This window comes from Streptomyces azureus (assembly GCF_001270025.1).
Taxonomy (GTDB): Bacteria; Actinomycetota; Actinomycetes; order Streptomycetales; family Streptomycetaceae; genus Streptomyces; species Streptomyces azureus.
The window spans coordinates 1-11238 of the sequence record NZ_DF968311.1 but is presented as its reverse complement, the minus strand read 5'-3'; the positions used below and the strand labels follow the sequence as shown (position 1 = coordinate 11238).

At 69.5% G+C, this 11238-nt stretch carries 13 protein-coding genes and 2 pseudogenes; 2 read left to right on the top strand and 13 right to left on the bottom strand.

What is annotated here, in order from left to right; genetic code table 11:
• From AOQ53_RS46445 to AOQ53_RS22015, 5 genes and pseudogenes are all read right to left on the bottom strand, one after another.
• Positions 1–357 (bottom strand): annotated as a pseudogene (locus AOQ53_RS46445) (hypothetical protein); the annotation flags it as partial.
• A 68-nt stretch (positions 358–425) separates the two neighbouring features.
• Positions 426–656, bottom strand: coding sequence for a hypothetical protein (locus AOQ53_RS22030; protein ID WP_059419779.1), 231 nt, complete (start codon positions 654–656; stop codon positions 426–428).
• Between the two features lie 336 nt (positions 657–992).
• On the bottom strand, positions 993–1982 hold the full coding sequence (dapD, locus tag AOQ53_RS22025) for a 2,3,4,5-tetrahydropyridine-2,6-dicarboxylate N-succinyltransferase (RefSeq protein ID WP_059419778.1): 990 nt from the start codon (positions 1980–1982) through the stop codon (positions 993–995).
• 160 nt (positions 1983–2142) lie between these two features.
• Positions 2143–2691, bottom strand: coding sequence for a TetR/AcrR family transcriptional regulator (locus tag AOQ53_RS22020; protein WP_059419776.1), 549 nt, complete (start codon positions 2689–2691; stop codon positions 2143–2145).
• Positions 2691–3011: a DMT family transporter gene (locus AOQ53_RS22015; protein WP_059419775.1), complete on the bottom strand. Its 321-nt coding sequence runs from the start codon at positions 3009–3011 to the stop codon at positions 2691–2693. The genes AOQ53_RS22020 and AOQ53_RS22015 overlap by 1 nt, the downstream gene beginning before the upstream one ends.
• 169 nt (positions 3012–3180) lie before the next feature.
• Between AOQ53_RS22015 and AOQ53_RS22010 the strand changes: the two genes are divergently transcribed.
• The gene (locus AOQ53_RS22010; RefSeq protein WP_059419774.1) at positions 3181–4020 is read left to right on the top strand and encodes an AbfB domain-containing protein; all 840 of its coding nucleotides are present in this window, start codon (positions 3181–3183) and stop codon (positions 4018–4020) included.
• 56 nt (positions 4021–4076) lie between these two features.
• On the opposite strand, the gene AOQ53_RS22005 is transcribed toward AOQ53_RS22010, so the two are convergent.
• The 8 genes from AOQ53_RS22005 to AOQ53_RS21970 are packed head-to-tail and all read right to left on the bottom strand — an operon-like array spanning position 4077 to position 10634.
• Positions 4077–4409: a metal-sulfur cluster assembly factor gene (locus AOQ53_RS22005; protein ID WP_010039749.1), complete on the bottom strand. Its 333-nt coding sequence runs from the start codon at positions 4407–4409 to the stop codon at positions 4077–4079.
• On the bottom strand, positions 4406–4876 hold the full coding sequence (gene sufU / locus AOQ53_RS22000) for a Fe-S cluster assembly sulfur transfer protein SufU (RefSeq protein ID WP_059419772.1): 471 nt from the start codon (positions 4874–4876) through the stop codon (positions 4406–4408). Before sufU ends, AOQ53_RS22005 begins: the two co-directional genes overlap by 4 nt.
• 15 nt (positions 4877–4891) lie before the next feature.
• A complete protein-coding gene (locus AOQ53_RS21995; RefSeq protein ID WP_059419771.1) occupies positions 4892–6148 on the bottom strand; it encodes a cysteine desulfurase in 1257 nt (418 codons plus the stop codon).
• Positions 6145–6909 (bottom strand): Fe-S cluster assembly ATPase SufC, encoded by a 765-nt coding sequence (gene sufC, locus AOQ53_RS21990; RefSeq protein WP_059419770.1) that lies wholly within the window; start codon positions 6907–6909, stop codon positions 6145–6147. The genes AOQ53_RS21995 and sufC overlap by 4 nt, the downstream gene beginning before the upstream one ends.
• A gap of 7 nt (positions 6910–6916) precedes the next feature.
• The gene (locus AOQ53_RS21985; protein ID WP_020273986.1) at positions 6917–7234 is read right to left on the bottom strand and encodes a non-heme iron oxygenase ferredoxin subunit; all 318 of its coding nucleotides are present in this window, start codon (positions 7232–7234) and stop codon (positions 6917–6919) included.
• Positions 7231–8415 (bottom strand): Fe-S cluster assembly protein SufD, encoded by a 1185-nt coding sequence (gene sufD / locus AOQ53_RS21980; protein WP_059419768.1) that lies wholly within the window; start codon positions 8413–8415, stop codon positions 7231–7233. The genes AOQ53_RS21985 and sufD overlap by 4 nt, the downstream gene beginning before the upstream one ends.
• A 57-nt stretch (positions 8416–8472) precedes the next feature.
• Positions 8473–9894, bottom strand: coding sequence for a Fe-S cluster assembly protein SufB (sufB, locus tag AOQ53_RS21975; protein WP_020273984.1), 1422 nt, complete (start codon positions 9892–9894; stop codon positions 8473–8475).
• Positions 9891–10634 (bottom strand): helix-turn-helix transcriptional regulator, encoded by a 744-nt coding sequence (locus AOQ53_RS21970; RefSeq protein WP_059419767.1) that lies wholly within the window; start codon positions 10632–10634, stop codon positions 9891–9893. Before AOQ53_RS21970 ends, sufB begins: the two co-directional genes overlap by 4 nt.
• A 161-nt stretch (positions 10635–10795) precedes the next feature.
• Between AOQ53_RS21970 and AOQ53_RS21965 the strand changes: the two are divergent.
• Positions 10796–11238 (top strand): annotated as a pseudogene (locus AOQ53_RS21965) (aminoglycoside N(3)-acetyltransferase); the annotation flags it as partial.

Below are 11238 nucleotides of genomic sequence, written 5' to 3'. Positions count from 1 at the left end.
GCAGCACGAGCACGGTGCGCTGCCGCGCGGTCAGCCGGGCCGGGGCGCCCCGCATCACCCGACGCAGCTCGGCCGCACCGGAGGCGTCCGGGGCGGTGCCGGTCTCCGGCAGTTCGGCGACGCTCAGTTCACGCCTCGGCCGCTTCAGCCGCCAGCGGCTGACCTGCTGGCGGTAGAGACCTGCCGGACGTACGCCTCGGGTTCGTCGATCCGGTGCCGGCGGCCCGCCGCCTTGATGAGCGCGTTCCGGAGCAGGTCCTCGCCCGAGTGCCGGTCGCCGCCGCTCAGCAGGACCGCCCGCCCCCGTACCCCTTGTGATGCGCGCGGGAGCAGCCCGCTACGCCACCTGCCGGACACGAAGAACGAGCCGGGGCCCGTACCGCAAGTGTGTGCGGTACGGGCCCCGGGCCCGGCGGTGTGCCGGCTCAGTTCCAGGCGTACCCGTCGCCGAACAGCAGCGTGTGCTCCAGCACGTCCTCCGCCGGGTCGTCGACCTGGCCGACGTTGACGTTGACCAGCCCCACCCGGTGGCCGTTGTGCGAGCCCGTGTTGGTCTCGTCGGCGTGTGCGGCCCCTGCCGGAAGCCAGCACACCACCAGCGCGGTGACCGCCCCGGCCAGACAGCGCGCCACGGCCCGTCCTCGCTCGTTCCTCATGCCCCGGTCCTCGTTTCATCGGTTCGGCTTCTGATCGGACACGGCGTCCGCCCGTTCATCGGACCCTGCGCCCACCCGTTCATCTGCAAAAACCACCACGAGGTCACGCCGGGTAACTCGTACGGGGCCCGCTCGGAGAGCCGATGACACACGGCCCGGGGCCCTTCCCTCTGAAGCCGTTACGGCTCACGAGGGGCCGGAGTCCGTACCTCGTCGGAATCCGGCGCCGCGGACACGGGCTGCGGCGCGGCCACCGAGGCCGACGGACGAATGCACGAGCGCCCTTCCCGGCCGTCCTCGGACAGGGGAAGGGCGCTCGGCGACGACCGACGCCGATCAGTTGTGGCTGTGCAAGATCTCGTTCAGCCCACCCCACACCGCGTTGTTCGGCCGGGCCTCGACGGTGCCGGTGACCGAGTTGCGGCGGAAGAGGATGTTGGAGGCGCCGGACAGCTCGCGGGCCTTCACGATCTGGCCGTCGGGCATGGTGACGCGGGTGCCGGCGGTGACGTAGAGGCCGGCCTCGACGACGCACTCGTCGCCGAGGGCGATACCGACGCCCGCCTCGGCGCCGACCAGGCAGCGCTCGCCGATGGAGATGATGACGTTGCCGCCGCCGGACAGCGTGCCCATGGTCGAGGCGCCGCCGCCGATGTCCGAGCCGTCGCCGATCACGACGCCCGCGGAGATACGGCCCTCGACCATCGACGTGCCGAGCGTGCCGGCGTTGAAGTTGACGAAGCCCTCGTGCATGACGGTGGTGCCCTCGGCGAGGTGCGCACCGAGGCGGACCCGGTCGGCGTCGGCGATCCGGACGCCCTTGGGGGCCACGTAGTCGGTCATACGCGGGAACTTGTCGACGGAGGTCACCTGGAGGTGCAGGCCCTCGGCGCGCGCGTTCAGCCGCACCTTCTCGAGGTCGTCGACGGCGACCGGGCCGAGCGAGGTCCAGGCGACGTTGGCGAGGAAGCCGAAGATGCCGTCCAGGCTCTGGCCGTGCGGCTTGACCAGGCGGTGGGAGAGCAGGTGCAGGCGCAGGTAGACGTCGTGCGCGTCGATCGGCTTCTCGTCGAGCGAGGCGATGACCGTGCGGACCGCGACCACTTCGACGCCCCGGCGTGCGTCCGGGCCGATCGCCGCGGTCGCACCGCCGCCGAGCAGCTCGGCGGCCTGCTCGGCGGAGAGCCGCTCGGTGCCGGACGGGCCGGGCTCGGCGGCCAGTTCAGGGGCAGGGAACCAGGTGTCGAGGACGGTGCCGTCGGCGGCGACCGTGGCGAGGCCGGCGGCCACGGCGCCGGTGGTGCGAGGAGCAGTCGTGTCGGTCATGAGGGCAACCTAACCGGCCGACGGCGGTCGATGCTAACCGGTGCGGGGCCGTCTCACGTGCCGGGCGGTACGTCCCACTGCTGGTCGGCGACGCGCGGCGACGGCCCGGCCATCGGTGTCGCCCCCGCGCTCCCTCCCCGGCGGCGACCCGCCACCGGCGTTACTCCCCGGCCCCCGCCACGACCCGCCCCAGCACCCCCCGGGCATACGCCTCGTCGTACGGCACCCCGGTCAGCAGCACCTGGAGACAGATGCCGTCGATGACCGCCACCAGCGCCCGCGCGGTCACCGGATCCGTACGCCGGGACAGCAGCTCGGCGACCTGCTCGGCCCACTCGGCGGCGACGGGCCGCAGGGCGGGCCGGCGCAGGGCGGCGAGGTAGAGCTCGTACTCCAGCTCGACGCCCGTGCGGTCACCCGCGAGCCACTGCCCCACCCACGCGGCGAGTTCGGCGGCCAGATCGGTCCGGGGATCCTCCAGCCCGTCCCGCCCGGCGACGACCTTGGCGAAGCCCTCGTTGGCCTGCCTCAGCGCGGCGACCAGCAGTTCGTCGAGGGTCTTGAAGTGGTACGTCGTCGAGCCGAGCGGCACATCGGCTTCCGCTGCGGCGGTGCGGTGGCTCAGCCCGGCGATGCCCTTCGCCCCGACGACCCGGATCGCCGCGTCGATGATCCGCTGCCGCCGCTCGGGGTCGTAGCGGCGGGGCATCAGTGGGCACCTCCCAGGTTCAGCACCACGACCCCGATGATGATCAGCGCGAGCCCGGCGGCCTTGGCGACGGTCATCCCCTCCCCCAGGAAGACGATCCCGATCGTGGCGATGGCAGCGGTGCCGACACCGGCCCAGATCGCGTAGGCCGTTCCCACGGAGACGGTCTTCAGCGTCTGCGCGAGCAGCGCGAAGGAGACGAGGTAGCCGAGGAGCGTCAGCAGCGAGGGCGCGAGCCGGCTGAAACCGTCGCTGTACTTCATGGCGGTGGTCGCGCCCACCTCGGCGGCGATGGCCGCGGCCAGCAGCAGATAACTCATATGTACGAGCGTACACAACATCTGTACACCTGTACGCAACGAGAGGAGAGATACCGCTTTCAACAAACGCCTCCCAGGGGTCCCCTTGGTCCACTACGGTGTCACCGATCACACACCGGGCGACCACAACTGCACCGCCGTCAAGGGTGCCCGCCGGAGGAAACAGAGCATGCCGAAAGACAAGTCCCGGCCCCCACTGGACCGCCCGTGGGAGAGCGGCTGGGCCCCGGACACCACCCGGGCACCGGGAACCCGGCGGCTCTGGCTGGCAGGCGCCCTCGCCCTGGCCACGATCACCGCGTGCGTCACGGCCGTGACCGTGCTGGAGAACGAGTCCGGCGAGCCGGCCCCCGAGGCGGCGGAGCCGACCACCCTCGGCAGCTCGGCCCCGGGCGGTCTGATCTCCTTCGCGACCCCCTCAAAGGGCGCAGGCGAAACCCCGGGCGCGCGCGGCGACCGCCCGTCCCCCACTCCCACGCCCAGCACGAGCGCACCCACCGGCGCCGACTCGAGTCCAAAGCCGCAGAAGAAGGCCCCCAAGCCCTCGCCGTCCCGTGCCACGTCGAAACCCCCGAAGCCTCCGGCCTCGCCCGGGATATCCATACGCTCGGTCAACTACCCCGACCGCTACTGGCGTGTCCGCGACGGCTACGTACGCCTGGACCAGATCGGCTCCGGCCCCGAGCAGCGTGAGGACGCCACTTTCGAGCGCGTCTCCGGCCTCGCCGACTCCTCCTGTCACTCCTTCACCACGGCGGACGGCCGCTACCTCCGCCACCGCAGCTTCGTCCTGGTCAAGGACACCGACGACGGCTCGGCCCTGTTCGAGAAGGACGCCACCTTCTGCCCCCGCCCCGCGGCCTCCTCGGGCGCGGTCATGCTGGAGTCCGTGAATTATCCGGGCCGCTTCCTGCGCCACCGCAACTTCCAGCTCCGCCTGGAGCCGTACCAGCACGACGGCCTGTACCTCGCGGACTCGTCGTTCCGCCTGGTGGCCGGGCTGGACTGACCACGCGAAGGGGCGGCACCCCGGCAGGGTGCCGCCCCTTCGTCAGTCAGTGGATCTCAGACGTTGAACCCGAGCGCCCGAAGCTGCTCCCGCCCATCGTCCGTGATCTTGTCGGGGCCCCACGGCGGCATCCAGACCCAGTTGATGCGCAGCTCGTTGACGAGGCCGTCCGTGGCGGACTTGGCCTGGTCCTCGATGACGTCCGTCAGCGGACAGGCCGCGGAGGTCAGGGTCATGTCGACGGTCGCGATGTTCGACTCGTCGACGTGAATGCCGTAGATCAGGCCGAGGTTGACGACGTCGATGCCCAGCTCGGGGTCGACGACGTCCATCAGGGCCTCACGGAGTTCTTCCTCCGAGGCCGGCTTCATCTCCACGGTCTCGCTCATGCCGTCGTCTCCTTCTCGGCGTCGGCGCCGCCCAGCACCTGGGCCGTCGCGTCCTTCCAGGCCATCCAGCTCAGCAGGGCGCACTTGACCCGGGCCGGGTACTTGGACACCCCGGCGAACGCGACCGCGTCCTCCAGGATCTCCTCCATCGCGTCGTCGGGTTCGAGCTTCCCCTTGGACTGCATCAGCTCCAGGAAGGTCTCCTGGATCTTGCGCGCGTCGGAGAAGTCCTTGCCGACGAGGAGTTCGTTCAGTACGGAGGCCGAGGCCTGGCTGATCGAGCAGCCCTGGCCCTCGTACGAAACGTCCTCGATCTTCGTTCCGTCGTACTTCACGCGCAGTGTGATCTCGTCACCGCACGTCGGGTTGACGTGGTGCACCTCGGCGTCGCCATCCCGCAAGCCCCGCCCGTGCGGGTTCTTGTAGTGGTCCAGGATGACTTCCTGGTACATGGAGTCCAGTTTCACCGTTCAGCACGCCCTTCAGCCGAAGAAGTTCCGTACGTGCTCCAGGCCGTCGACCAGCGCGTCGATCTCGGCCGGCGTGGAGTACAGATAGAACGACGCTCGCGTGGTCGCAGGAATTCCGTACCGCAGGCAGACCGGCCGTGCGCAGTGGTGTCCGACCCGGACCGCGATGCCCTGTTCGTCGAGGACCTGGCCCACGTCGTGCGGGTGGATGTCGCCGAGGGTGAAGGAGATCGCCGCTCCGCGCTCCTCGGCCGTGGTCGGGCCGATGATGCGCAGGTCGGGGACCTCCAGCAGCCGCTTCACCGCGTACTCGGTCAGCGCGTGCTCATGGGCGAGGATCTTGTCCATGCCGATCGAATTGAGGTAGTCGATCGCCGCGCCGAGACCGACCGCCTGGGCGACCGGCGGGGTGCCCGCCTCGAACTTGTGCGGGGCGGGGGCGTACGTCGAGGAGTGCATCGACACCGTCTCGATCATCTCGCCGCCGCCGAGGAACGGAGGCAGGTCCTCCAGGAGCTCCTGACGGCCCCAGAGGACACCGATACCCGTCGGGCCGCACATCTTGTGGCCGGTGAAGGCCACGAAGTCGGCCTGGAGGGCCTGAACGTCCAGCGGCATGTGCGGAGCGGCCTGCGAGGCGTCGACGCAGACCAGCGCACCGACCTCCTGGGCGCGGCGCACGATCGCCTCGACCGGGTTCTGGGTGCCCAGGATGTTGGACACCAGCACGAAGGAGACGATCTTCGTCTTCTCGTTGATGACCTCGTCGATGTTCGACAGGTCCAGGCGGCCGTCGTCGGTCAGGCCGAACCACTTCAGCTTCGCGCCCGTGCGCTGCGCGAGCAGCTGCCACGGCACGATGTTGGAGTGGTGCTCCATCTCCGTGATGACGATCTCGGTCTCGTGGTCCACGCGGTAGGGCTCGTCGGCCCAGCCCAGCATGTTCGCCACGAGGTTGAGCGACTCCGAGGCGTTCTTGGTGAAGATCACCTCGTCGCGCGACGGCGCGTTGATGAACTCCGCGACCTTGTCGCGCGCGCCCTCGTACAGCGCCGTGGCCTCCTCGGCGAGGACGTGCACGCCACGATGGACGTTGGCGTTGTAGCGCTCGTAGTACTCGTTGAGGGCGTCCAGCACCTGGCGCGGCTTCTGGCTCGTCGCCGCGTTGTCCAGGTACACGAGCTTCTTACCGTCGTGGACCTGGCGGTCCAGGATGGGGAAGTCCTTGCGGAGCGCCTCGGTGTCGAGGAGGCCCGGCAGCTGTGTCACGCGGATGCGCCACCCTTCGTGTATGCCTCGTAGCCCTCTTCCTCCAGCTTGTCGGCGAGCTCGGCACCGCCGGACTCGACGATCCGGCCGCCGGAGAAGACGTGCACGTGGTCGGGCTTGATGTAGCGGAGGATGCGCGTGTAGTGCGTGATCAGCAGGGTGCCGACCTCGCCCGTGTCACGGACGCGGTTCACACCCTCCGACACGACGCGCAGGGCGTCGACGTCCAGGCCGGAGTCGGTCTCGTCGAGGACCGCGATCTTCGGCTTGAGCAGCTCCAGCTGGAGGATCTCGTGGCGCTTCTTCTCACCGCCGGAGAAGCCCTCGTTGACGTTGCGCTCGGCGAAGGACGGGTCGATGTTGAGACGCGCCATGGCCTCCTTGACCTCCTTCACCCAGGTGCGCAGCTTGGGGGCCTCGCCGCGGATGGCGGTGGCGGAGGTGCGCAGGAAGTTCGACACGGAGACACCCGGGACCTCGACCGGATACTGCATCGCGAGGAACAGACCGGCGCGGGCGCGCTCGTCGACGGACATCTCCAGGACGTCCTCGCCGTCGAGGGTGACGGTGCCGCCGGTGATCGTGTACTTGGGGTGTCCCGCGAGGGAGTAGGCGAGGGTCGACTTGCCCGAGCCGTTGGGGCCCATGATGGCGTGCGTCTCGCCCTGCTTCACGGTGAGGTCGACACCCTTGAGGATTTCCTTCGTGCCGTTCTCGACCTCGACGGTGACGTGCAGGTCTCGGATTTCAAGCGTAGCCATGGGTGCCTCAGGACTCCTGGGTGAGGGAGACGAGCACGTCGTCCCCTTCGATCTTTACGGGGTATACGGGGACGGGGCGCGTCGCGGGAAGGGCGTCGGGCTTGCCGGAGCGGAGGTCGAAGCGCGAGCCGTGCAGCCAGCACTCGATGTGGCAGTCGTCGACCTCGCCCTCCGACAGGGAGACGTTCGCGTGCGAGCAGATGTCGTGGATCGCGAACACCTCGCCCTCGGTCTGCACGATGGACACGGGTGTGCCGTCGAGTTCCACCCGCTTCGGGGTGTCCTCCTCCAGCTCACCGAGTCCGCAGGCGCGTACGAAGGTCATCCGACCGCCGCCTCCAGCTCCTCCTCGATCTTGGCGATCAGGCGCTCCTCGATGTCCGGGAGGCCGATCTGCTGGACCAGTTCGGCGAAGAAGCCGCGGACCACCAGGCGGCGGGCCTCGTGTTCCGGGATGCCGCGGGCCATGAGGTAGAAGAGCTGTTCGTCGTCGAAGCGGCCGGTGGCCGAAGCGTGGCCGGCGCCGACGATCTCGCCGGTCTCGATCTCGAGGTTCGGTACGGAGTCCACGCGCGCCCCGTCCGTGAGGACCAGGTTGCGGTTCATCTCGTACGTGTCCGTGCCCTCGGCCGCGGCCTCGATGAGCACGTCGCCGATCCACACCGCGTGCGCGCCGTCGCCCTGGAGCGCGCCCTTGTAGACGGCGTTCGACTTGCAGTGCGGGACGTTGTGGTCGACCAGGAGGCGGTGCTCCTGGTGCTGGCCGCGGTCGGTGAAGTACAGGCCGAACAGCTCGGCCTCGCCGCCGGGGCCGGCGTAGCGGACGCGCGGGTGGAGCCGGACGAGGTCGCCGCCGAAGGTGACGACGACCGACTTGAAGGAGGCGTCGCGGCCGACGAGCGTGTTGTGCTGGGCGACGTGCACGGCCTTGTCGTCCCAGTCCTGGACACAGACGACGGTCAGCTTGGCGCCGTCGCCCAGGAGGTAGTCGACGTTGGCGGCGAGCACCGCGTCACCGGTGTGGTCGATGACCACGACGGCCTCGGCGAAGGCGCCCAGCTCGATCACCTGGTGGCCGAAGGCGGTGCCGCCCTCGCCGTGCACCGCGATGCGGATCGGCTCGGTGAGGACGGTCTCCTTCGGGACGGTCACGACCGAGGCCTTCTCGAAGGCCGAGTAGGCCTGGGCGGCGACGCGGTCCACCGGGGTGCCGGCCTTGCCGAGCCGCGCGTCGTCGCGGCCGACGGTCTCGACGGTGACGCCCTCGGGTGCCTGGACGTCGACCTTCACACCGTTGCCGGTGGCGACGGCGGTTCCGTCGTGCAGCCCGCGCAGGCGCTCCAGCGGGGTGAACCGCCACTCCTCCTCACGGCCGTGCGGAACGGGGAAGTCCGCCACGTCGAAGGAGGGGGGCGCGCTCATGCGGGTGGCGACGGTCGACTCGGCCGCCACCGCGATCGAGCCGGTGGTGGTGGAACCCACCGGGATGTTCTGAGCCTCAGCCATGGCTGTCGTAGTGCTCGCTTTCCGTTACGTAAGGGCTTGATGGGACTGCGGTGGGCGTCAGCCGACCGCGCCTTCCATCTGCAGCTCGATCAGCCGGTTGAGCTCCAGCGCGTACTCCATGGGGAGCTCCTTGGCGATGGGCTCGACGAAGCCGCGCACGATCATCGCCATCGCCTCGAACTCACTCAGACCGCGGCTCATCAGGTAGAAGAGCTGGTCCTCGGAGACCTTGGAGACGGTGGCCTCGTGGCCCATGGACACGTCGTCCTCGCGGACGTCCACGTAGGGGTAGGTGTCCGAGCGGGAGATCGTGTCGACCAGCAGCGCGTCACAGAGCACGTTCGACTTGGAGCCCGCGGCGCCCTCGCCGATCTCGATCAGACCGCGGTAGGACGTACGGCCGCCACCGCGGGCGACGGACTTCGACACGATGTTGGACGACGTGTTCGGCGCCATGTGGACCATCTTGGCGCCCGCGTCCTGGTGCTGGCCCTCGCCGGCGAAGGCGATGGACAGCGTCTCGCCCTTGGCGTGCTCGCCCATCAGGTAGACGGCCGGGTACTTCATCGTCACCTTGGAGCCGATGTTGCCGTCGACCCACTCCATGGTCGCGCCCTCGTAGGCCACGGCGCGCTTGGTGACCAGGTTGTAGACGTTGTTCGACCAGTTCTGGATGGTCGTGTAGCGGCAGCGGGCGTTCTTCTTGACGATGATCTCGACGACCGCAGAGTGCAGCGAGTCCGACTTGTAGATCGGGGCGGTGCAGCCCTCGACGTAGTGCACGTAGGCACCCTCGTCGACGATGATCAGCGTCCGCTCGAACTGGCCCATGTTCTCCGTGTTGATGCGGAAGTAGGCCTGGAGCGGAATCTCCACGTGGACGCCCGGCGGCACGTAGATGAAGGAGCCGCCCGACCACACGGCGGAGTTCAGCGACGCGAACTTGTTGTCGCCGACGGGGATGACGGTCCCGAAGTACTCCTTGAAGAGCTCCGGGTGCTCCTTCAGGGCCGTGTCGGTGTCGAGGAAGATGACGCCCTGCTCCTCCAGGTCCTCACGGATCTGGTGGTAGACGACCTCCGACTCGTACTGCGCGGCGACACCGGCGACGAGGCGGTTCTTCTCGGCCTCGGGGATGCCCAGCTTGTCGTACGTGTTCTTGATGTCCTCGGGCAGGTCCTCCCAGGAGGCCGCCTGCTTCTCCGTGGAGCGCACGAAGTACTTGATGTTGTCGAAGTCGATCCCCGACAGGTCCGAGCCCCAGTTCGGCATGGGCTTCTTCTCGAAGAGGCGCAGGCCCTTGAGGCGGAGCTTGGTCATCCACTCCGGCTCGTTCTTCTTGGCGGAGATGTCGCGGACGACGTCCTCGTTGATGCCGCGCTTGGCAGAGGCGCCGGCCGTGTCGGAGTCGGCCCAGCCGTACTCGTACTTGCCCAGGCCCTCGAGCTCAGGGTGGGCAGTCTCCGTGGGGAGAGTCATGCGGGGTTCCTCCCGGCCGTGCTTGCAGATGCGTTGTGGGAAATCTTGGGGATGAACGTCGTGCAGACGCCGTCGCCGTGCGCGATGGTGGCGAGCCGCTGTACGTGTGTACCGAGCAGCTCCGCGAAAAATTCCGTCTCCGCCTCGCACAGCTGCGGGAACTGCTCGGCGACGTGGGCGACCGGGCAGTGGTGCTGGCAGAGCTGTTCACCCTTCTGCGGGTGGGGCGCACTGCGCGCCGTAGCAGCGTACCCGTCGGCACTCAGCGCCTTGGCCAGGGCTTCGGTCCGCTGGTCGGGCGCGGCGGCCTTGACCGCCTCGCGGTACGCGCCCGCCTGCGCGGCGATCCTGGCGCGGGCGAAGGCGGCGATCGCCTCGTTCCCGCCCTCGCGGTCGGCGATCCAGCGCAGCGCGTCCGCCGCCAGCTTGTCGTACGACTGGTCGAAGGCGTCCCGGCCGCAGTCGGTCAGGGCGAACACCTTGGCCGGCCGGCCGCGGGTGCGCGCGCCGTAGACCCGCTGCTCGCGCGCCTCCACGACACCGTCGCCCGCGAGGGCGTCGAGGTGCCGGCGCACGGCCGCCTGGGTGAGCCCCAGTCGCTCGGCGAGCTCGGCGACGGTCGACGGACCGTGGTCCAGGATGGACCGCGCGACCCGGTTGCGGGTGGACCGCTCCCCGGTCGCGAACTCCTCCTGAGGGGACCCCGTGGGGGTCTCCCGAGCCTCGCCGACGTTTTTCACAACGCCATTGTTGCGTAATTCATCGGGGCCGGGCAAGCGGCGTCCGGCCACCCCGAAGGTGCGCTGCATCACTTAGGTAAAGCTAACCTGACCTGCGGAAACGATCTCTGATCGATCAAACCGGTGGCATGCCGATGCCGCTTCGGGGACACTCCCGAACCATGCCCACACCCCCTCCGACCGGCCCTCTTGTCACCCGGGACACCCTGCGCACGCAGCTGTCCGAACTGGGTGTGCGCCCCGGCGAGACCCTCCTCGCCACTCCTCGCTCAGCTCACTCGGCTGGGTCAACGGCGGGGCCGTCGCGGTCGTGCAGGGACTGCTCGACGCGCTCGGCGCGGAGGGCACGCTGGTGGTTCCGACGCAGACCGGCGACCTCTCCGACCCGGCCCTGTGGGGCAACCCGCCCGTGCCCCCGGAATGGTGGGCGGCCATCCGCGCCACGATGCCCGCCTACGACCCCCGGATCACCCCCACGCGCGGGGTCGGCGTCGTCCCGGAGACCGTGCGCACCTGGCCCGGCGCGCTTCGCAGCGCCCATCCGCAGACCTCGTTCGCGGCGGTCGGCCCGCGCGCGGCGGAGGTGGTCGAGGGCCACGCACCC